Source organism: Collinsella sp. CLA-ER-H3 (assembly GCF_040092425.1).
GTDB lineage: Bacteria > Actinomycetota > Coriobacteriia > Coriobacteriales > Coriobacteriaceae > Collinsella.
Genome location: NZ_JBBNLP010000001.1, coordinates 117,011 through 137,908 on the forward strand (window position 1 = coordinate 117,011; position 20,898 = coordinate 137,908).

Sequence of the window (20,898 nt, forward strand, 5' to 3'; positions counted from 1 at the left end):
AAACTGCCGGCAGAAAAGGAGCGTCCCTAACTGCCACATCAAACGAAAGGGCGCCGACCTTCTGGTCGCGCGCTTGAAGTTGAACGTCAGATTGTCCAAATGCGGCCCGCGCAGCGTCGAGCCGTTACGGCGTTTGGTAAAACCGCGTAACTAAATACGCTCCGCGATCTCGTGGATGAGGTAGTCGGTCTTTTCCCAGCCCAGGCACGGATCGGTGATCGACTTGCCGAAGACGCCGCCATCGACCGGCTGGTTGCCGTCCTCAAGGTAAGACTCGATCATAAAGCCCTTGACCAGCTTGGAGATGGACTCGTTGCGGCGGCAGCTGTCGAGCACTTCCTTGCAAATGCGATACTGCTCCAGCGGACGCTTGCCCGAATTGTCGTGGTTGCAGTCGATGATCGCTGCGGGATTGGCATAGCCGGCGTGCTCGGTGTAGCGTTCGGCCAGGCGCTCCAGGTGCTCGTAGTGGTAATTGGGGTAGGTGCGCCCATCGAGACCGATGTAGCCACGCATAACGGCGTGCGCGAGCGGATTGCCGTCGCACTCGACCTCCCAGTTGCGGAAGATGAAGCTCTGGTGCGCCTGTGCGGCGTAAATGGAGTTGAGCATAACGGTGGTAGAGCCAGCAGTGGGATTCTTCATGCCGACGGGTACCGAAATGCCGCTCGACACCAGGCGATGCTCCTGGTTCTCGACCGAGCGTGCGCCCACGGCAACATAGCTCAGCAAGTCGACGAGGTACTGGTAGTTGGAGGGATAGAGCATCTCGTCGGCGGTGAAGAAGCCCGTTTCCTCAATAACGCGCAGGTGCATATGGCGGATTGCCTTGACGCCCTCGAGCAGGTCATCGGGAGCCTCGGGATTGGGGTTGTGCAGAAGACCCTTGTAACCGGTGCCCTTGGTGCGCGGCTTATTGGTGTAGACGCGCGGAATGATGATGAGCTTGTCCTTGACCTCCTCGGCGGTCTTGGCCAGTCGGTTCATGTATTCGAGGACCGAATCCTCGCGGTCGGCAGAGCACGGGCCGATGATGAGCACCTTGCGTGCGTCCTCGCCGGTAAAGACTTTGGCGACCTCGGCGTCAAATGCCTGCTTTTTGGCGGTAAGCTCGGCAGAAAGCGGCATTTCCTCGCGGATCTCCATGGGGATCGGCAACTTGCGTTTGAATTCCATGGCCATAGGGGCCTCCTCAATCTATAGAAAGAGCAATAAGCGTATTGTTGAGTGTTCGGCATTATCCGCTGTCGCACGCTAAAGTGCAAGCCCTTGTTACCCCGAAACCCGCAAAAGGGGACAGGTTTATTTTGGCAGGTTTTATCTGGGTAAACGTCGGAGGATGTCGGGAGGGAGTGGCGCCACGGGGCATCGTCTACGACATGCCGCGGCAGAAAGTATCAACGAATTCGTCGTAGGCGTCTGTCTGAAGGAGCCGCATGGTGTTCTCAACGTTACTAAAGACCTCGATGATAAGGTCGAGCACGTCTCGGAAAAGCCCCATATCGTCCTGTGTGATGCCGATCATGAGAGCAAAGCGAATGTCGTGCCGTCCCCAGGGGATGGGCGTGTCGCAATGCGCGACGGCGATAAACGAACGTTTCGGGTAGACCGAAATCGCGTGTGGCACGGCAAGGCAATCGGTGAATGCTGTGGAGGAAACTCCTTCGCGAAGATGGACGTCTGCAACATAGTCGGCATCGACATAGCCAGCGGCGATTGCGGCAGTACCGAGCTCGTCGATGCAGGCTGCGGCGTTCGTCGCGTTGACGTTGCGACAATAGAGCTCCGGCTTAATCAGATGACGCAGCAGCGTGCGCGCATAGTTGTGGCGATGCTTTTCTTGGATGCGGGCCAGCCGGTCGCGCACCTTGCGCAGGTTCTGCTTGGTGAGGATGGGTCCGATCAGAATCTTCTCACATCCGGCGGGGACGGTCACATCGATGGTGGTAATGACGGCGTCGCATTCGGGCGGCTCGGAGAGATAACGGTCGCAGCTCATGATCGAGATAATCTGCGCTTCGTCTTTGAGTGCGATCTCTAGGTCGTCGACGAGTTTATGCGCGAAGTCATGGTAGTCCTCGACGATTACCGTGCAGGTGAGAAGGTTGTTGGGTGCCGCGACACGCTCGAAATACGCGCCGATGTGAAACGCAACGAACGCGATTTCATTTTCGCCGATTTCGACATTCATGACGGTCGAGAACCGGTGCGTTAAGTAGACGGCCATGTCGTAGACGGGCGCGTATTCGCTCTTGATCTGTGAGGCGAGCGGGTTGGGATAGCTTACGTGGTAGACGGCGCGTTGGTAGGCGTTGAACATGTGAAGCACGAGTTGCAGTCGCATGGGTTCGTCGATGAAGTGTGGAATGTTGTAGCGGGCGCCCGTTTCGTCGAGGATCTCGAGCACGGTATCCACGAATGCTGGGTCGATGATGCTTGCCAGCTTTTCGAAATCGAGCTCGCGGTATTCGACGCGTTCGATCGAAAGCGCCAACAGCAAGAGGATTTGCTGGAAGTCAGCGCGGGGAATCTCGCAACCGAACTCCTGCTCGAAATAGGACGCAATATGCTCCGCACAGCGAACGATTTGGTCGCGTTGGGAGAGCTGCGCTACGAGGCCGTCACCGTCGATGGGGCCATCGACTTCGCTGAGCTCGTTGTTCGAGGTGAGGCGGATGATGATTACCATGAGATGGACGAGCAGGTTGGAGAGCGCGTAGTCGTTGATGAAGAGTTCGGATCGCTGGCAGATTTCGACGAGGCTCGCAAGGATCTGCTGGACGTCGAAATTGGGGAACATACTCTCGAGCGTGCGCGTCGATGAGAAATATCCGTAAGAGTTATGGGTGGCGATGTGCCCGAGTAGTTTGCGCTTGTTGCGCTCGAGGCCAGTGAGGCTTACCTTGAAATCATGCGTCTCGACGAATAGATTGAACCGGCCGGCGAGTTCGCGTACCTCGGGCATGACGGCGCTCGCAAGCGTGCTTTCGGATATGCAGAGCTCGGCGGCAAGATCGAAGACCGAGAGCGGTTCCCGAGCGTTGACCAGGTGCGATGCTACATAGTTGCAGCGGGCATCGATGCCGATGCCGCCCGTGGGTTCCCCGCCCCGCTCGGGTGCGGACTTAATGCTGGGGCACGCCGGTGAGGAAAGGGCCTCGTCAGCATGTGCTAGGCGGTAGCCTTCCTTAGACGATTCGATGATTGTGTCGCCCTGACCGTTGATCTCGGTCACATAGTTGCGGATGGAACGCTCACTTGCGCCCAGCATGGTGGCGAGCATGGAGGCGGAGACCCATGAAGTGGCATGCTCCAGAATATCGACCATGCGGTTGATTCGGTTTTGCTTTGCGCTTGCCACGGCCGACTCCCAACGAGATAGAAGCGTGCGCCCGCCGAGGGCGCATCCCACGGGGCATGAAGCGCCCCGATGTTGTCATCATGCGCCATGGTATCGCAGAGGGTCGTGGGCGAAAAAGTCTCAATTTGCCGCATGAACGGAAAGACTGCGGCATTGCCGCTATGGCGGAAAACCTGACACTTTGCCGCCATGCGGCAAAAAGAGGGTTCGCGGCAGGGTAGGGGCAGGCCGTATAGTGCAGTCACGGTCAAGGGAAGCCGGGTCGACACGGTCTCCCCAAACGTACGAGGACCGAGGCGGCAACCGAGCCGCTGCGGACTCGTTTATTGGGAAAGGAGTACCCCTCATGGCAGACGAGAACGGATGCGTCAGAATTCTCCTCGCTTGCGGTATCGGCGCTTCGACGGGTTTCATGGCCGCCGGCATGCGCAAGGTGGCAAAGTCCAAGGGACTCAACTGCACCATTAAGGCAGTCAGCAAGTCCGAGATTATGGATTACGCCGACAAGATTGATGTCCTTCTGCTTGGTCCGCACTTCGCCTCCGAGGTGCCCGAGATCCAGGCGCAGGTGGCGTCTCATGGCGTGAAGGTCATGGCCATCGACCCGGATTACTATGCGGCACTCGACGGCGAGAGCATCCTCGAGGATGCTTACGACCTGCTTGACGAAGACTAGGAGGGGACAACATGCTGCAAAAGTTCATGGAAGCGGTCCAGGCGTGGATCACCGAGCATGTCGTCCCCGTGATGAACAAGCTTACCTCAACTTATTGGTTCGGCGTCATCTCAGACGCGGTCCTCTACATCGTTCCCTTCTCTATGGTTTCGGCAATCCCGAGCCTTTGGAACATCATCCGTCGTTTTGTCCCGACGCTCCCCGATCTGTCGCCGCTCACGACGTTCAGCTTCGGTCTCGTTGGCCTGTTCATGGCGTTTATCATTCCGCACAACGTCGCGGTTAAGGAAGATCGCAAGGACCGTAGCATGATCGCCGGTTTCACCGGTATAGGCGCCTTCATGCTGTGTATGAACCCTACGATCACTGAAGACGGTTACGTTTTCCAGATGGCCAAGTTCGGCGCCGGCGGTATGTTCACCGCCATGGTTGTGGGCTTTGTCGTGGGCTTCATCTACAAGCGCATGGCTCGTATGACGTTCTTCTCGGAGGACAGCATGGTCCCCGACTTCGTCAAGAACTGGTTCGATAACATCATCGCCGTCTTGCTGTCGCTCTTCGTTGCGTGGCTTTTCACCAACATGCTTCAGGTTGACGTCTTTGGCGCCGTTGCGATCATTCTGTCGCCCGTCACCGGCTTTGCCCAGACGCTCCCCGGTACTATTGCGATTCCGCTCGTCATGGACACCTTCTATTTCTTCGGCATCTCCGGCTGGGTCTTCTCGCCCATCCAGCAGTCCATCCAAAAGTCCGCCCTTGCCGAGAATATGGCTGCATATGCCGCCGGCCTTACCCCGACGAACATCAACGCCTACGGCATTACTCGCTACATCATGATCGGCGGCGAGGGCGCCACGCTCCCGCTGGCTTTCTACATGCTTTTTGCCAAGTCTAAGAAGAACAAAACGCTCGGTCGCGCCACGATCGTCCCGTCTCTGTTCAACATCAACGAGCCGCTCGTGTTCTCTACGATCGTTGCCAACCCCTTCATGTTCATCCCTATGGTGCTTCAAGCCATCATTCTGCCGGCCAACGCCTATCTGTGGATGAGCATGGGCTGGGCGAGCCTTCACGTTGAGAATTTCGACATGAACTTCCTGCCCAATGCTGTCTCGGCGTTCTTTATGTCCGGTGGCGACATTCGCAACGTTGCCCTGGTTTGCGTGAACCTGCTGATCGCCGCGATTCTCTGGTTCCCGTTCTTCAAGGCGGCCGACAACTATCAATGCAAGGTCGAGGAAGAGAAAGCAGCTGAAAAGGCAGCCAAGAAGGCGGCGAAGAAGGCCGCCAAAGAGGCTGCTGCCGTAGCCGCCGTCGCCGAGTAGGCGAGACACCGGGGCCCATTGCCCTGGATTACGTAATCATTCGATGCCCCGGTTGTGGAAACGACCGGGGCCACAGGAAAGGAGACCGCGATGGCCGAGGAAGAGCCCATTAACATTCCCGCCGTTGCGATGAGCGTCATCATCAACGCCGGCGACGGCCGTGCCTGTATCGATAAGGCGATGGATGCCCTGGCAGAGTTCGATTTCGACGCGGCAGAGGCCCACCTGGCGGAGGCCGACGAGAAGATCCTCGAGGCCCATAAGTCCCAGACCGAGATGATCCAGCGTCAGGCCGGAGGCGAGGAGGTCGAGTACTCGTTGCTCTTTGTCCACGCCCAAGACACGCTCATGACCATCAGTGCCGAGCTGCACATGGCCAAGAAAATGATGCCCGTCGTGCGTGCACTCGCCGCGAAGTAGCGCCGTGAAAGCCGCGCGCGTTTCTAAATTCAAAACGACTCGTTACCTATTGATTCCGACCATTGAGAGATGAGGACATAGCATGATTGATCTTTCTACTTATGACTTTGGCGATGCCTTCCCGGAGGGCTTCCTCTGGGGCGGCGCCACGGCGGCCAACCAGGTCGAAGGCGCCTGGAACGAGGGCGGACGCGGACCGGCCGTCTCGGACTACGTCATCCTGCTCGACCGCGAGACGTGTGCCCGCGAAGGCATTGTCGAGGGCGGACCGCTCAACTCCGTGACGCGTCAGTCCCTTGCCGCTCGCAAGGCAAACGAGATGGCCTACGACTTTCCCAAGCGTCGCGGCATTGATTTCTACCACACCTACAAGGAGGACATTGCGCTCCTCGGCGAGATGGGCTTCGGCGTCTTCCGTATGAGCATCTCCTGGAGCCGTATTTTCCCAAACGGTGACGACGCGCTGCCTAACGAGGAGGGTCTGGCCTTCTACGATAAGGTGTTCGACGAGTGCCACAAGCACGGCATTGAGCCCATGGTTACCCTCAACCATTTCGATATGCCGCTCCACTTGGCAGAGGAGTATAACGGTTTCGCGAGCCGTCACGTTGTCGACGCTTTCGAGCATTACGCGGAGACGCTCTTCCGCCGCTACAAGGGTAAAGTCAAGTACTGGATGACCTTCAACGAGATTAACCACGTGTATGCCAACCCCTGCACCTGCTGCGGCGTGATCTGGGATGAGAAGGAAGACGGCTCCAACCCCTATGCTGGGCGCTGGCCCGAGAAGTTCCAGGTCGCGCACAACCAGCTTGTCGCGTCCGCCAAGGCTGTCATCAAGCTGCGTGAGATCGACCCCGAGGCACATATTGGCAACATGCTCTGCCGTCTTGAGAACTACGCCGAGACTTCCAAGCCCGAGGATCAGCTCCAGGTGCTGTTTGAGGACCACTTCAACTGGTTCTTCACCGATATCCAGGCCAAGGGCGAGTACCCCTACTACGTAAAGCGCTTCTTCCGCGACTACGGTGTCGACATCAAGATGGAGGACGGCGATCTCGAGACCCTCAAGGCCGGCGTGGTGGACTACATCTCCATCAGCTACTACATGACCTACATCATGCGCTATAAGGGCAAGATTTCCCCCGAGCCGAGCGGTAAGCTGCTTACCGAGATCAAGAACCAGTACCTCGAGATGACCGAGTGGGGCTGGCCGATCGACCCCGTGGGCTTCCGCATCACGCTCAACCACATCTACGATCGCTACCACCTGCCGATCTTTATTGCCGAGAACGGTAACGGCATGACCGAGAACCGCGACGAGAACGGTTATTGCGACGACGACGCGCATATCGAGTACATGAAAGAGCATGTCGAGCAAATGCACCAGGCGATTCTCGACGGTGTCGACGTCTTTGGTTATGCCTGGTGGGGCCCCATCGACCTGATCAGCTCCGGCACCTCCGAGATGACTAAACGCTATGGCCAGATTTCGGTCGATCAGGACGACCATGGCGACGGCACCGGCAAGCGTGGCAAGAAGAAGAGCTTCTTCTACTACAAGAAGCTCATCGCCAGTAACGGCGCCGACACCGCGAGTGACAACATCGTGGTCGAGTAGCTCGGCCCCTTCGCCGGGATGCCTGTAGGGCGGGTGTCCCGGCGGTTTTTGGAAACCTTGATCGAAAGAAGGACTCGGATGTATTCAAAGACCACGACCGTTGTAAACGCAAGCGGCATCCATGCCCGCCCTGCCTCATTGTTTGTTCAGAAGGCATCCGGGTTTGGAAGCAAGGTGACCGTGCGCAACGTTACCAAGGGCAGCGACCCCAAGGATGCTAAGTCGATTCTCATGGTTATGGGTTTGGGGATGGCGTGCGGATGCGATGTCGAGATTGCGGCCGATGGTGCCGACGAGCAGGCCGCCGTCGATGCGCTGGTTGAGCTGATCGAGAGCGGTTGCGGCGAGTAACCGCAAGGCTTTGATGAGAGGGGAGAGGGCGATGGCTCGAGGGTTTCGTGGGGTGACGACAATCGTTCGCCGGCAGGAGGCTCGCCGGTCCATGTTGGCGCTTGCAGGCGTGGCCTGCGCGTATGCGGGGATGCTTGTACTTATGGAGGCGACGACAGGTGCGGTCGCGCCGCCGCTCGTGCCCGTAGTGTCATCAATCTCGCTTTTCGTTTCAATCGCCGGTATCGCATTGGTGATTGCATTTGAGGTCCGCGCGTATCGTGCACTCACGGAAGCGTGTGACGCTGAGCCCCAAATGGGTGACAAGATGCTGCTCGGTGCCGCACTTTGGTTTTTGGGCGGTCTGCCCCAGGCATTCGTGACGCTACTGCGCACCGTAGCGATTACTGGCACGCTCGATATCAAACAGACGCTCATCCAGATCGGCGTGACGCTGACCCTGGCACTCCTTGCCTGGCCACGTTATCGCGATTGCTTCTAGGTTGTTTTAAAGCGCGCAATGGCAAAAGATGGCCCGCTGATTCTGCGTAATCAGCGGGCCATCTTTTTGTAGTTATGATATTGGGCTTACGCCGCCTCGTCGAACTGCGAATTGTACAGGTCAGCGTAGAAGCCGCCCTGGGCGAGCAGCTCGTCGTGCGTGCCCTTCTCGACGATGTCACCGTCGCGGATCACCAGGATTACGTCGGCGTTGCGGATCGTGGACAGGCGATGCGCGATGACAAAGCTGGTACGGCCCTGCATCAGCGCATCCATGGCACGCTGAATGAGCTCCTCGGTGCGGGTATCCACGTTGGAGGTCGCCTCGTCCAGAATCAGCGCCGGACGGTCGGCCAAAATGGCGCGGGCGATGGTCACGAGCTGGCGCTGACCCTGCGACAGGTTAGTGCCCTCCTCGTTGATCATAAAGTCGTAGCCGCCGGCGAGCGTGTGGATAAAGTGGTCGCAGCGTGCAGCGCGTGCAGCGGCCTCGACTTCGGCATCGCTCGCATCGGGACGTCCGTAGCGGATGTTCTCGCGGATGGTGCCGTTAAACAGCCAGGTATCCTGCAGCACCATGGCAAACTCGCCGCGCAGCGCCGCGCGGTCCCAGTCGCGCACGTCGATGCCCTCGACGCGCAGCGAGCCGCCGTCCACATCGTAAAAGCGCTGCAGCAGCTTAATGAGCGTGGTCTTGCCGGCGCCGGTGGGGCCGACGATGGCCACGGTCTGGCCGGGCTGTGCCTCGCAGCTAAAGTCGTGGATGATGGTCTTGTCGGGCGTGTAGCCAAACTTGACATGGTCAAACTCCACGTGGCCGGGGCGCTTTTCGGGAATCTGCGCGTCGGCCTTCTGTTCCTCCTCGGGCGCGGCCAGGAACTCAAAGACGCGCTCGGTGGCAGCTGCCATCGACTGCATCGTGTTGCTTACGTTGCCCAGTTGCTGCACGGGTTGCGTAAAGTTGCGAACGTACTGGATAAAGCTCTGGATGTCGCCGGGCGTGGCATTGCCGGTCAGTGCGAGTTGTGCGCCCACCACGACGACGCCCACATAGCCCATGTTACCCACCAGGCTCATAAGCGGCATCATCAGGCCCGACAGGAACTGCGAACGCCAGCCGCTAATAAAGAGTCGGTCGTTTTGACGGTCGAACTCCTCGATTGAGGCCTCGGCGCGGTCGAACACCTGAATGACGTTCTGGCCGGCAAAGTCCTCTTCGATAATGCCGTTGACGGTGCCCAGAACCTGCTGCTGCTCTCGGAAGTACGGCTGCGAGAAGTGAATCATTACGGTCAGGATAATCGCGGCTGCCGGCAGCGTGAGCACGGTGACGCCGGTGAGCGGCAGGCTGATCGACAGCATCATGACGAGCACGCCGATAATCTGCGTCACCGACGTGATGAGCTGCGTCACGCTCTGGTTGAGCGACTGGCCCAGCGTATCGACGTCGTTGGTGATGCGGCTGAGTACGTCGCCCTTGCTGTGGCCGTTAAAGTAACTCATCGGAACAACGGCGATCTTGGCGGCGATCTCCTTGCGCATGCGGTAGCAAATCTTTTGCGTGACGCCGGTCATAAGCCAGCCTTGGATGAGGCTGCAGACAGAGCTTGCCAGATACAGGCAGAGCAAAAAGCCGAGCGTCTTGGCGATCCAGGCAAAGTCGACATCGCCGGTGCCGTTGACCTTGGCAACCAGACCCTCGAACAGTTTGGTGGTAACCTGGCCGAGCACCTTGGGCCCCACAATGTTAAAGATGACCGAGCATACGGCAAAGGCGACGGCGGTAAACACGGCAATCTTGTGCTGGCCGATATAGCCGAGCAGCTGCCTCATGGTGCCCTTAAAGTCCTTGGCCTTTTCGCCGCGACGCATGCCGCCCATGCGGCCCATGGGTCCACGCTGGCGGGTGGGCTTGGGAATCTGAGTCTTGGTCTCGTCTGCCATTAGCGCTTGCCTCCTTCCATAACGGCTGCAATTTCTTCTTGGGTAAGCCCCAGCTCCTCGGCGGAAAGCTGCGACTGTGCGATCTCCAGGTACGCCGGGCAGCTGTGCAGCAGCTCCTCGTGCGTACCGGTGCCCACCACGTGGCCGTCGTCGAGCACAATGATCTGGTCGGCGTGCATGATGGTCGCGATGCGCTGGGCCACGACCACGAGCGCGGCGTCAGTGACGTTTTTGGCCAGCTCCTCGCGTAGGCGCGCGTCGGTCTTGTAGTCGAGGGCACTAAACGAGTCATCGAACACCACGACCTCGGGCTTTTTGGCCAACGCGCGGGCGATGGCCAGACGCTGGCGCTGACCACCCGAAACATTGGAGCCGCCCTGGCTTATAGGGGAGTCGTACCCGTCCTCGCGCTCGGCGATAAAGTCCTCCGCCTGGGCGACGCGTGCTGCCTGGCGCATATCCTCGTCACTCACCATGTCGCCGGCAAACTTGAGGTTGCTCTCGACGGTACCCGAGAACAGACGACCCTGCTGCGGAATATAACCGATGCGGCGGCGCAGCTCGGAAAGGGTCATGTCGCGCACGTCGATGCCGTCGAGCGAAATGCTGCCGCCCGTGACGTCGTACAGGCGCGGGATGAGCTGCACAAGCGTGGACTTGCCCGAGCCCGTGGAGCCAATGATGCCGAGCATCTGGCCGGCGTGCGTGGTGAAGTTTACACCGCTAATGACGTCGGCGCGGGCATCGGGATACTGGAAGCTCACGTCACGGAAGGTGAGCTCACCGCGCGGCGCGCTGGCAGCAGGCAGTTTGGGCGAGGCAGGGTCGTTGATGCTCGTGGGGCAGGTGATGACCTCTTCCACGCGCTCGGCTGCGACCTCGGCGCGGGGCAGGATGACCGAAACCATGGTGAGGATCATAAACGCCATGACGATCTGCATGGTGTAGGAGATAAACGCCATCATGTTGCCGACCTGCATCACGCCGTCGGACACGCCCTGCGCGCCAAACCAGACGATGAGCACGGTGATGCAGTTCATGACGAGCATCATGAGCGGCATCATAAAGCTCATAGCGCGGTTGGTGTAGAGCTGCGTGGTCATCAGGTCGAGCGAAGCCTTGTCAAAACGCTCGAGCTCATGCTCCTCGCGGTTGAACGAGCGGATGGGCATAAGGCCGTCGAGCAGCTCGCGGGCGGTAAGGTTCACGCGGTCCACAAAGCTTTGCATCTTTTTGAACTTGGGCATAGTGAGGCCCATGAGCACGCCGACGACGGCCGAGACCGCGATGATGGCAACGGCGATGGTCCACTCCAGGCCGGTGTGGTTGGCCAGGACGCGCATGACAGCGACGATGCCCATGACGGGGGCCATAAGACACATGCGGATAAACAGGGTTGCGGCCATCTGAATCTGCTGAATGTCGTTGGTGCAGCGGGTGATGAGCGAGGCCTGGCTAAACTTGCCCACCTCGGCCGGCGAGAAGTGCATAACCTTGTTGAAGGTCTCGCGGCGCAGGTCGCGGGCGATGGAGCAGGCGGTGCGCGAAGCCACGGCGCCGGTCAGGATGGTGGCGACCAGCGACACCAGACACAGACCAAACATCGTGGTCGCCATGCGGCCCAGGTAGGCGTTCTGCACGTCGGCGGGGTCGATGCCCTGCGCCTTGTACTCGTCCTGTACATAGCTCACGGCGCGCTGAGTGACGATGGAGCCCGACATGGAGCCCATTTTATCCGCCATTTCGTTGGCGCCCTCGACGAGCTTGCTTTGGTCTACCAGACCGCCCTCGACACCCAGGCGCAGGCTCTTCATGGTGATCTTACCGCCGTCGGCATCAATCTGCTTTTGCATGTTCTGCGCCGCCGCGGCCTTCTGCTGCATCTCGGCGAGCTGCTCGGGTGTCATCGCTGCCATTTGCTCGGGGGTGGGCATGGCCTGGGCAGCGTTGTCGTCTTTCTCGCTGGACGAGCCCATCATGTCGCCCATGGAGTCGGCGTCGATACCCTGGTCGAGCGAAAGGACGACGGTCTCGGGCAGGCTCATAATGTCGGCAATCTTGCCTCCATCGGCACGCTCTTCCTCGGTGCCCATGTACGTTCGAATGCCGTTTTTGTCAGCCTTGCTAAACACGGCCTCCACAGCCTTGGCGTCCTTGGCGCTCATAAAGAGTTCGAGGTTGTCGAGCGATTCGGCGCGAATGGTGTCAGGCACGGGCGAGGCGATGCCGCCTTGCTGCACGCCCACGTCGACGATATCGCTCATGTAGGTAGGCAGTGCTAGATCGGCGTTGCAACTGATTACGATAAGTACGATAGCTGCGAACAGTGCCAGGATATGCTTTTTAAAGAGCTTGAGAATCCTCACTCGGCATCTCTCCTTTCTTGATTGCGGTCGATAATTTCGTTGGCACGCCTTAGAAGACGCACCATCTCTTGGGTATCTGTTTCGCCGAGCTGCTCGAGGAAAGCCGCAGTGCGGTTCTCGAATTCCCGACGTTTGATTTCGAGATCCTGAAATCCCTTGTCGGTCACTATGACGTGTACGCGACGACGGTCAGTCTTTGAGTGCTCGCGCTCGACCCAGCCCTTGGCCTCGAGGGCGCGTAGGATATTGGCGATGCGGGCGCTCGAGACCCAGGCGCGATCAGCGAGTTCGCTCGGCGTGAGCGAACCGCCGGCGAGTATGAGGGCGCGCATGACGGCCATCTCGCCGCCGAGGGCTTTGTCCGCAAAGCGCGAAATGCGCTGATGCATGCTGCCGAACTCGGTAAGGAGCTGACGCCCAAGCTCACGGAAATCGGTATCTTCCACCGAAAACCCCTAACACTAGAAACTATTTCCGGTGAAAGATGATACCCCAGCTCAACCATCCCATTCGGTAGATTTCTAGGCATGTCCCAAAAATCTACTTGGCCGCTAGGAAATATAAAGAGTGCATAAAGATTTAAAATCATTCAATTGCTAAAGCGTTTCAAAGAACTATTATGCACGCGGTTAAGCGAGGGGTTGTCACCACCATGACGACTGGGACTCATTTATCGCCACGTGCGATGCTCCAACTTCCCGCAAGGAGACACCTAAATTAAAGGGGGATGGAGTCATGGCATTTGACTTCACGGGCAAGACCGCGATTGTCACGGGCGGCACTCAGGGCATTGGCCTCGAGATCGCCAAGGGCATCGTCGCGGGCGGCGGACATGTCGCGCTCATCGCAAGGAACGCTGCTAAAGGCGAGGCCGCTGTGGCCGAGCTTGGCGAGGGAAACGAGTTCTATCAGCTCGATGTCGCCGATGCGCCCAAGGCGCGCGAGACCGTCGAGCAGATTTTTACGGACCTGCCGCAAACCAATATCTTGATTAACTGCGCTGGCGTCATCAGCACCAAGAAGTTCGACGAGATCGATGACACCGAGTGGCGTCGCACCATCGACATCAACCTCAACGGTACCTTCACTATGATGAACGCCGTGTACCCGCACTTTAAGGCGGCCCATGCCGGCACTATCGTCAACGTGAGCTCTGTTGCTGGCAAGATCGGTGGCGGCCTGCTCGGCACCGCTGCCTACGCCAGCTCCAAGGCCGGTGTCAACGGTCTAACCAAGGCAGTCGCCAAGGAAGGCGGCAAGTTTGGCATCCGCTGCAACGCTGTATGCCCGTCGCTCACGTTGACCGATATGACCTCGATTCTCTCTGACGAGAACTCTCAGCGCATCATCAACGGTATCCCTCTGGGCCGCGCCGCCCAGGCCAGCGAGCCTGCGCAGATGGTGCTGTTCTTCGCTTCCGACCTCGCTAGCTTCGTGAACGGCGAGATTGGTGACTGCGACGGCGGCATCGTCCTGGACGGGTAATACCCCGCGGTGATAGTTTGGCGGCGACCCTGGCGACTCGGGGTTGTCGCCTTCTTTCTGACATAGGCGCGTGCGGCTACGAATCGCATGCATCCAAAGGAGATATATATGAGTGAATCGACTGCGGTGGAGGCGCCGGCGGTAAAGGAGCCGTTCTTTAAGATGTCCTCCATCCCGGGCGCCAATATTTTGGTGCCGCTTCTGTTGGGCTGTCTGCTCAACACGCTATTCCCCGACCTGTTCAAAACGCTCGGCAGCTTTACGCTTGGCATGACCCAGCAGGGTGCAGGCCCGCTCGTGGGCGCCTTTTTGCTCATCGTCGGTACGACGATTTCGTTTAAGAGTGCCCCTGCCGCCGCTGCCCGCGGCGCCATCATCATCGCCGTCAAGCAGATCGTGGTCGTTGCCGTGTCGCTGCTCATCCTTTATGTGTTCAACGACAACCTGTTTGGTATCTCTGCCATGGTGATGCTGGCGGCTTGCACAGGTGCCAACAACGCTATGTACGCTGGACTGATGGGCACCATGGGCAACGAGGCCGAGCGTGGCGCCGTCGCCATCACCACGCTCGTTGTCGGCCCTCCGGTCACGATGATTGTCCTTGGCGCCGCCGGTCAGGCTCCGATTGGCTGGTCGCTCGTGGGCGCCATCCTTCCGATTGTCGTTGGCATTATCCTGGGCAACCTGTTCCCCAGCTTTAAGAAGATGATGGCACCGGCACTTTCCGCCATCATCGTGCTCGTCTTCTTTGCCATGGGCTCGACCATGACCTTTGGCCAGCTCATTAATGGCGGTCTCCCCGGTATTCTGCTCGGCGTGATCTGCTCGGTGGTCTTTGCAATTCCCGTTATCGCGGTCGATAAGCTCACGGGCGGTACGGGTGTCGCAGGTGCGGCCATTTCGAGCTGCGCCGGAGCCAATGTGGCCACGCCTGCTGCCATGGCAAGCGTCAACGAGGCCTTGTACGGCGGTGCGGTGCTCGCGACGGCCACGGCACAGGTTGCTGCCTGCGCAATCGTGACGGCTATTTTGACCCCGCTGGTCACCAGCTGGTGCTACAAGCATTTTGAGGGCCAGGGCAACGGCGATAGCAAGGCAACGACCGACAAGGCCGCCGCAGCCGCCTAATGCCAAGCGGCAATCAAAGCTAAAAACTAGCTACGCCACAGGGCGGCCACGGGGGATCCCGTGGCCGCCCTGCAGTTTCTGTAGGGTCTCTGGGGCACTTTATCCTGCTAAAGCTGGCATAACAGCTAGAGTGAACGTCGTACAAAGGCAAGGAAAAATACCAAACAAATCGGTGAACGGTAGTTGTTCGCGCTCGCATTTCCTGCGGATTTGTTAAAAACGTCCTAATGGTAGAAAAAAAGGAACATATAACAGCACTGATGAAGGGGGTGGCTATGTTATCCTTCTCAAACGGGTGAAATCTTGGGTTTTGGGTTGTAGTTCCAAGGTGGACAAACGTTTTTCCTGCACCAACGTGTGGTGAAGAACGGAAGAAGCCGGTAGTGCAAGCCGAAAATTCAAGAATTCAATAAGCAGCGGTGTGAGAGAGCGCCGCATTACACGTAACTAGGAGCGTGGTTACACAATGCAGGAGGCATGGGAAGGCTTCAAGGAAGGTATCTGGACGGGAGAGGTCGACGTCCGAGACTTCATCCAGAAGAACTACACCCCCTACGAGGGCGATGAGTCGTTCCTCGTAGGTCCGACCGAGCGTACCAAGGAGCTGTGGGGCGAGGTTCTCGACCTGCTGCTTAAGGAGCGCGAGCAGGGTGGTGTCCTCGATATGGACACCAAGACCGTCACGGGTATCGTGAGCCACCCCGCTGGCTACATCGATAATGCCCATCGCGACAAGGAGACCATTGTTGGCCTCCAGACCGACAAGCCGCTCAAGCGCGCGCTGCACGTCAACGGTGGTATCCGCATCGCTTGCCAGGCTGCCAGCCAGCACGGCTACAAGGTCGACGAGAACGTTGTCGAGCGCTACACCTTCGAGCGCAAGACCCACAACGCTGGCGTCTTCGATGTTTACACCCCCGAGATGCGTGCTTGCCGCTCGGCTCACATCATCACCGGTCTGCCCGATGGCTATGGCCGCGGCCGCATCATCGGCGACTACCGTCGTGTTGCCCTGTACGGCGTCGACTACCTGATCAAGGACAAGGAGGCCCAGAAGGCTTCCACTCCGACGGTCATGACCGCCGACAACATCCGCGATCGCGAGGAGCTGCAGGAGCAGATCCGCGCCCTCGGCGAGCTCAAGATGATGGCCGAGACCTATGGTTTCGATATTTCCAACCCTGCTACCAACACGCAGGAGGCCATCCAGTGGATGTACTTCGCCTACCTTGCTGCCGTCAAGGAGCAGAACGGCGCCGCTATGTCCATCGGCCGTACCTCCACGTTCATCGACATCTACGCTGAGCGCGACCTTGCCAACGGCACCTTCACCGAGGAGCAGATCCAGGAGTTCGTGGATCACTTCATCATGAAGCTCCGCATGGTCAAGTTTGCCCGTACCCCCGAGTACCAGGCCCTGTTCACCGGCGATCCGCAGTGGGTCACCGAGTCCATCGGCGGCATGGGTGTTGACGGCCGTACGCTCGTTACCAAGATGAGCTACCGCTACCTGCACACGCTCGAGAACATGGGCACCAGCCCCGAGCCCAACATGACCGTTCTGTGGTCGACCCGTCTGCCCGAGAACTTCAAGAAGTTCTGCGCCAAGACTTCTGTCGCCAGCTCCTCGATCCAGTACGAGAACGACGACCTCATGCGCGTCTATCATGGCGACGACTACGGCATTGCCTGCTGCGTGTCCTCCATGCGCATTGGCAAGGAGATGCAGTTCTTCGGCGCCCGCGCCAACCTGGCCAAGTGCCTGCTGTACGCACTCAACGGCGGTGTTGACGAGGTCTCCAAGAAGCAGGTCGGCCCCAAGTACCGCGCCGTTGAGGGCGATACGCTCGATTACGACGACGTTGTGGCCAAGTACAACGACATGATGAAGTGGCTTGCTGGCGTGTACGTCAACTCGCTGAACATCATTCACTACATGCACGACAAGTACTGCTACGAGCGCATCCAGATGGCTCTGCACGACAAGCACGTGCACCGCTGGTTCGCTACGGGCATCGCTGGCCTTTCCGTCGTGGCCGACTCCCTGTCCGCCATCAAGTACGCCAAGGTCCACCCCGTCCGTGATGAGAACGGCATCATCGTCGACTTCGAGACCGAGGGCGAGTTCCCCAAGTACGGTAACGACGACGACCGCGTCGACCAGATCGCTCACGACGTTGTGCACCAGTTCATGGAGTACATCCGCATGAACGACACCTATCGCAACTCCGTGCCCACGACCTCGGTTCTGACCATTACCTCCAACGTCGTGTACGGTAAGAAGACCGGCTCCACGCCCGACGGCCGCAAGGCTGGCCAGCCGTTCGCCCCGGGTGCTAACCCCATGCACAAGCGCGATAGCCACGGCGCCATCGCTTCGCTGTCTTCGGTTTCCAAGCTCCCGTTCCGCGATGCTCAGGACGGCATCTCCAACACCTTCTCCATCATCCCGAGTGCGCTCGGCAAGGAGGACCAGGTGTTCTTTGGCGATATCGACCTTGATCAGCTGGGCGAGTAACTATTGTTAGTGCTATACTAACAATAACGATTACTGATTAGCGCGCCGGTTTCGGCCGGCGCCTATTAATCGAAGGAGACACATTATGAAGGTTTCTGAAGTTTCCGAGACTCAGGCCGATAACCTGGTCCACATGCTCGACGCTTACGCTGAGAAGGGTGGCCACCACCTGAACATCAACGTCTTCAACCGTGAGACGCTGCTCGACGCTCAGGCTCACCCCGAGAAGTACCCGCAGCTGACCATCCGCGTTTCCGGCTATGCCGTGAACTTCCACACGCTCACCAAGGAGCAGCAGGACGAGGTCATTGCGCGTACCTTCCACGACAAGTTCTAAAGGGTTCAACTCCTGTAGGATTACTGGGGCCGGTTTTGGGTTATTTCCCAAAACGTCCTCGGACATGCAAAGAGGCTCCGCTGCGCGCGTTGCGCGGCGGAGCCTCTTTGCGTCCTGCGGGATGTTTTGGAAAATAACCCAAAACCGGCCATGTGGGGTCCTTTGGAGTCACCCTTTAGGCGGAACTCTCCTAATTATTTGGATGAGTCGTTTACTTACTTGTGCTGTTACCGTCTTCCCGCTGTTGTTGGGGTATGCTTTGTTCGTATGTAAACGTATGACATGTTGATGGGGGAGGTTGCTATGGCTCGCGAGGGCGCTCGTTCTAAGGATTCAGCTAAGCCTGGCATCAAGGAAGTTGCAGCGGTGGCGGGGGTTTCGCCTACTACGGTATCTCGCGTGCTTAATAATCGCGGCTATATTAGTCAAGAGACCCGCGATAAGGTCCATGCCGCGATGAAGCGCATCAACTATACGCCCAACGATATCGCCCGTGCCATGCTCAACGGTCGCCTGAATCTAATAGGTATGATCGTCCCCTATGTCAGCAGCCCGTTTCATGCACAAGCGGTTCAAGCCGTTGAGCGTACCCTGGCCGAAAACGGTTTTAAGATGCTGCTGTGCAATAGTGCCAATCGACCTGATCTTGAGCGTTCTTATATCGATATGCTTCGGCGCAATATGGTTGATGGCGTCATTGTCAACTCGCTTAATATCGGTGCCGAGGCGTATGCCGAGATGGGTTTGAGTCTGGTTGGTATCGACTGCGACCTTGGCGAGGCCTCTGTTCAGATTGCGAGCGACAGCTATAGTATCGGCGAACTTGCCACGCGTCGCCTGATCGATGACGGGTGTTCGCGCATCCTGTGCCTGCGCAGCAATAGCCGCATGCGCATGCCTGCCAATAAGCGTACCGATGCCTACCTCGATGTTGTTGAGCAGGCCGGTTTGCCCGCGCTTGTCCGTGAGGTCGAGTTCGTTAAGCCCGACGACGAAAAGAGCGCGGTCGTTGCGAAGATCCTCGATGAGAACCCCGATATTGACGGCATCTTTGCGGGAGACGACACGATGGCGGCTATCTGTCTTAACGTGATGAAGCAGCGCGGCTTGAGCGCTCCGGGCGATATTAAGGTCGTGGGCGCGGATGGTGCCCGCCGCACTATGACGTTTATGCCTGACTTAACAACCGTACGCCAAGATATCGATCGCATCGGAGAGCTCGCGGCGCAATCCATCATTGCTCTTATTAACGGCGAAAAGCCCGAATCGAATATCAAGCTCCCCGTTGAACTCATTGAGGGTAAAACCGCGTAGTTCATCCCGTGCCAAAAGAATTCCTCAAACACCTCTGATGACCGTTCGCCGGCATATGTCAACCGTTTGCCGACGACTGGAACTGCGAAAAGACGTATTGGTGTGAAAACGTTTGACATATGAAAACGATTGACATATCTTGCAGTTGTACCGAGTTAGTATCTCGTGAGAAAGGAAGTCTCGGATGCACAAGGTGTATTACCAGCCTGAGGGAATTTGGGTAGGCGACATCATGCCGTACGGCGAGGACGGCACGTTCTATCTCTATCATCAGCGTGACACGCGAAACCCCGGACCTTTCGGAGAGCCGTTTGGCTGGGCACTCGCGACAACCAAGGACTTCGTCAATTACAAAGACTTTGGCGAGAGCCTTGAGCGTGGCGGCGACGAGGAAGTCGACCAGTATGTTTATGCCGGTACGGTGTTTAAGGTGGGCGACAAGTACCATGCGCTCTACACTGGTTGCAATCGCGATAAGGTCAAGGCACGCTTGATGAAGCAGGTTCTTCTTCACGCAACGAGTGACGACGCCGTCAAGTGGGAGAAGAACATCGCCGAGACGCTGCTTCCGCCCCAGGAGGGTTACGATGACCGCAACTGGCGCGATCCCTTTGTGCTTTGGGATGAGGAGAACGAAGAGTACATGCTCATCCTCGGCACGCGTGTGGGCGAGGACAAGCGTCTGATGACCGGTCGTCTGGTCAAGTTCACCTCCAAGGACCTGGATACCTGGGAGTTCCAGGGCGACTGGTGGAATCCGGGCCTGTACACCATGTTCGAGATGCCTGATCTCTTTAAGATGGGCGACTGGTGGTATCTGGTGTTCTCCGAGTACAGTGATGGCAACAAGACCCGTTACCGCATGTCTCGCTCTATCAACGGTCCTTGGATCACTCCTGCGGACGATTCCTTCGATGGCCGCGCGTACTATGCCGCGCGTACCGCATTTGACGGCGAGCGCCGCGTTCTCTTTGGTTGGGTTCCTACGCGTGACGAGGGCGGCGACCCCAGCTCTTACCTGTGGGGTGGCACCTTTATGCCCCTCGAGATCGTTCAGCGTGCCGACGGAACGCTCGGCACCAAGCTTCCTGATAGCATGCTTGGCGCCTTTGGCGAGGCTAAGGCAGTCGAGGCCTTTGAGCTCTCCTGCGAGTCGGGCAAGGTCGAGCAGGTGCTCGCCGCGGATGCCGGTTCCACCTATATGCTCGATGCCGACATCGAGCTCGCCGGTGACGCTGCCGGCTTCTCGGTGAAGCTTGCCGAGGACGCCGAGTCCGGTCTTGCCTATGAGTTCCGCGCCAACCTGCGTGAGGGCAAGCTCGAGTTTACGGCGGCCCCCCAGTATCCGTGGTTCCAGGTCAACAACATGGGCCTCGAGCGTCCGTTGTTCTTTAAGGGCGAGGGCACTCATCATGTGCGCCTGGTCGTCGACGACGACATCGCGACCATCTTTGTCGATGATGTTGCGCTTAACGCTCGATTCTGCAATAAGCAGGGCCAGGGTGTGGCGCTGACGGTCACCGACGGTACGCTTAAGTGCGCAAATGCAACGATCGCGTCTCTGTAATGGCA

At 58.3% G+C, this 20,898-nt stretch carries 17 protein-coding genes; 12 read left to right on the forward strand and 5 right to left on the reverse strand.

Going from position 1 to position 20,898, the window contains the following annotated elements; translation table 11 throughout:
* Positions 1-150: 150 nt before the first annotated feature.
* Both AAAX32_RS00565 and AAAX32_RS00570 read right to left on the reverse strand, forming a co-directional pair.
* Entirely contained in the window at positions 151-1,182 is a 1,032-nt protein-coding gene (locus AAAX32_RS00565; protein WP_343001488.1) for a 3-deoxy-7-phosphoheptulonate synthase, read from the reverse strand.
* Positions 1,183-1,372: 190 nt separating this feature from the next.
* Positions 1,373-3,361: a PTS sugar transporter subunit IIA gene (locus AAAX32_RS00570; protein WP_343001490.1), complete on the reverse strand. Its 1,989-nt coding sequence runs from the start codon at positions 3,359-3,361 to the stop codon at positions 1,373-1,375.
* Positions 3,362-3,707: 346 nt separating this feature from the next.
* Here AAAX32_RS00570 and AAAX32_RS00575 point away from each other — a divergent pair, with 346 nt between their 5' ends.
* From AAAX32_RS00575 to AAAX32_RS00600, 6 genes are all read left to right on the forward strand, one after another.
* The gene (locus AAAX32_RS00575) at positions 3,708-4,037 is read left to right on the forward strand and encodes a PTS sugar transporter subunit IIB (RefSeq protein WP_343001491.1); all 330 of its coding nucleotides are present in this window, start codon (positions 3,708-3,710) and stop codon (positions 4,035-4,037) included.
* A gap of 11 nt (positions 4,038-4,048) precedes the next feature.
* Positions 4,049-5,362, forward strand: a complete 1,314-nt coding sequence (locus tag AAAX32_RS00580) for a PTS transporter subunit EIIC (protein ID WP_343001492.1) — start codon at positions 4,049-4,051, stop codon at positions 5,360-5,362.
* Positions 5,363-5,452: 90 nt separating this feature from the next.
* Positions 5,453-5,782, forward strand: a complete 330-nt coding sequence (locus tag AAAX32_RS00585) for a PTS lactose/cellobiose transporter subunit IIA (protein ID WP_343001493.1) — start codon at positions 5,453-5,455, stop codon at positions 5,780-5,782.
* Positions 5,783-5,864: 82 nt separating this feature from the next.
* Positions 5,865-7,403, forward strand: coding sequence for a glycoside hydrolase family 1 protein (locus AAAX32_RS00590; protein ID WP_343001494.1), 1,539 nt, complete (start codon positions 5,865-5,867; stop codon positions 7,401-7,403).
* A 78-nt stretch (positions 7,404-7,481) separates the two neighbouring features.
* Positions 7,482-7,754 (forward strand): HPr family phosphocarrier protein, encoded by a 273-nt coding sequence (locus AAAX32_RS00595; RefSeq protein ID WP_343001495.1) that lies wholly within the window; start codon positions 7,482-7,484, stop codon positions 7,752-7,754.
* Between the two features lie 91 nt (positions 7,755-7,845).
* A complete protein-coding gene (locus AAAX32_RS00600; RefSeq protein WP_349099585.1) occupies positions 7,846-8,235 on the forward strand; it encodes a hypothetical protein in 390 nt (129 codons plus the stop codon).
* A gap of 86 nt (positions 8,236-8,321) precedes the next feature.
* Here AAAX32_RS00600 and AAAX32_RS00605 read toward each other — a convergent pair whose 3' ends face one another.
* From AAAX32_RS00605 to AAAX32_RS00615, 3 genes are read right to left on the reverse strand one after another with little or no spacing between them, the layout of a single operon-like run.
* On the reverse strand, positions 8,322-10,178 hold the full coding sequence (locus tag AAAX32_RS00605; RefSeq protein ID WP_349099587.1) for an ABC transporter ATP-binding protein: 1,857 nt from the start codon (positions 10,176-10,178) through the stop codon (positions 8,322-8,324).
* Complete coding sequence (locus tag AAAX32_RS00610; RefSeq protein WP_349099588.1) at positions 10,178-12,544, reverse strand: ABC transporter ATP-binding protein; 2,367 nt, start codon at positions 12,542-12,544, stop codon at positions 10,178-10,180. The genes AAAX32_RS00605 and AAAX32_RS00610 overlap by 1 nt, the downstream gene beginning before the upstream one ends.
* On the reverse strand, positions 12,541-12,990 hold the full coding sequence (locus AAAX32_RS00615; protein WP_349099590.1) for a MarR family transcriptional regulator: 450 nt from the start codon (positions 12,988-12,990) through the stop codon (positions 12,541-12,543). The genes AAAX32_RS00610 and AAAX32_RS00615 overlap by 4 nt, the downstream gene beginning before the upstream one ends.
* A gap of 289 nt (positions 12,991-13,279) precedes the next feature.
* Between AAAX32_RS00615 and AAAX32_RS00620 the strand changes: the two genes are divergently transcribed.
* From AAAX32_RS00620 to AAAX32_RS00645, 6 genes are all read left to right on the forward strand, one after another.
* Positions 13,280-14,029, forward strand: coding sequence for an SDR family NAD(P)-dependent oxidoreductase (locus tag AAAX32_RS00620; RefSeq protein ID WP_349099592.1), 750 nt, complete (start codon positions 13,280-13,282; stop codon positions 14,027-14,029).
* A 108-nt stretch (positions 14,030-14,137) separates the two neighbouring features.
* Entirely contained in the window at positions 14,138-15,157 is a 1,020-nt protein-coding gene (locus tag AAAX32_RS00625) for a 2-keto-3-deoxygluconate permease (RefSeq protein ID WP_349099593.1), read from the forward strand.
* Between the two features lie 466 nt (positions 15,158-15,623).
* Positions 15,624-17,675, forward strand: a complete 2,052-nt coding sequence (pflB, locus tag AAAX32_RS00630; protein ID WP_195543963.1) for a formate C-acetyltransferase — start codon at positions 15,624-15,626, stop codon at positions 17,673-17,675.
* An 85-nt stretch (positions 17,676-17,760) separates the two neighbouring features.
* Positions 17,761-18,012, forward strand: a complete 252-nt coding sequence (gene grcA3 / locus AAAX32_RS00635) for an autonomous glycyl radical cofactor GrcA3 (protein WP_006234861.1) — start codon at positions 17,761-17,763, stop codon at positions 18,010-18,012.
* Positions 18,013-18,315: 303 nt separating this feature from the next.
* On the forward strand, positions 18,316-19,326 hold the full coding sequence (locus tag AAAX32_RS00640) for a LacI family DNA-binding transcriptional regulator (RefSeq protein WP_233504626.1): 1,011 nt from the start codon (positions 18,316-18,318) through the stop codon (positions 19,324-19,326).
* A 184-nt stretch (positions 19,327-19,510) separates the two neighbouring features.
* Complete coding sequence (locus tag AAAX32_RS00645; RefSeq protein ID WP_117743236.1) at positions 19,511-20,893, forward strand: family 43 glycosylhydrolase; 1,383 nt, start codon at positions 19,511-19,513, stop codon at positions 20,891-20,893.
* Positions 20,894-20,898 lie beyond the last annotated feature (5 nt).

Excerpts from the sequence above, each read along its gene's own strand:
- AAAX32_RS00625 (WP_349099593.1), top strand. The coding sequence starts at position 14,138 with ATGAGTGAATCGACTGCGGTGGAGGCGCCGGCGGTAAAGGAGCCGTTC.
- AAAX32_RS00620 (WP_349099592.1), top strand. The coding sequence starts at position 13,280 with ATGGCATTTGACTTCACGGGCAAGACCGCGATTGTCACGGGCGGCACT.
- pflB (WP_195543963.1), top strand. The coding sequence starts at position 15,624 with ATGCAGGAGGCATGGGAAGGCTTCAAGGAAGGTATCTGGACGGGAGAG.
- AAAX32_RS00565 (WP_343001488.1), bottom strand. The coding sequence starts at position 1,182 with ATGGCCATGGAATTCAAACGCAAGTTGCCGATCCCCATGGAGATCCGC.
- AAAX32_RS00640 (WP_233504626.1), top strand. The coding sequence starts at position 18,316 with ATGGCTCGCGAGGGCGCTCGTTCTAAGGATTCAGCTAAGCCTGGCATC.
- AAAX32_RS00645 (WP_117743236.1), top strand. The coding sequence starts at position 19,511 with ATGCACAAGGTGTATTACCAGCCTGAGGGAATTTGGGTAGGCGACATC.
- AAAX32_RS00585 (WP_343001493.1), top strand. The coding sequence starts at position 5,453 with ATGGCCGAGGAAGAGCCCATTAACATTCCCGCCGTTGCGATGAGCGTC.
- AAAX32_RS00580 (WP_343001492.1), top strand. The coding sequence starts at position 4,049 with ATGCTGCAAAAGTTCATGGAAGCGGTCCAGGCGTGGATCACCGAGCAT.
- AAAX32_RS00590 (WP_343001494.1), top strand. The coding sequence starts at position 5,865 with ATGATTGATCTTTCTACTTATGACTTTGGCGATGCCTTCCCGGAGGGC.
- grcA3 (WP_006234861.1), top strand. The coding sequence starts at position 17,761 with ATGAAGGTTTCTGAAGTTTCCGAGACTCAGGCCGATAACCTGGTCCAC.
- AAAX32_RS00595 (WP_343001495.1), top strand. The coding sequence starts at position 7,482 with ATGTATTCAAAGACCACGACCGTTGTAAACGCAAGCGGCATCCATGCC.
- AAAX32_RS00575 (WP_343001491.1), top strand. The coding sequence starts at position 3,708 with ATGGCAGACGAGAACGGATGCGTCAGAATTCTCCTCGCTTGCGGTATC.
- AAAX32_RS00605 (WP_349099587.1), bottom strand. The coding sequence starts at position 10,178 with ATGGCAGACGAGACCAAGACTCAGATTCCCAAGCCCACCCGCCAGCGT.
- AAAX32_RS00600 (WP_349099585.1), top strand. The coding sequence starts at position 7,846 with ATGTTGGCGCTTGCAGGCGTGGCCTGCGCGTATGCGGGGATGCTTGTA.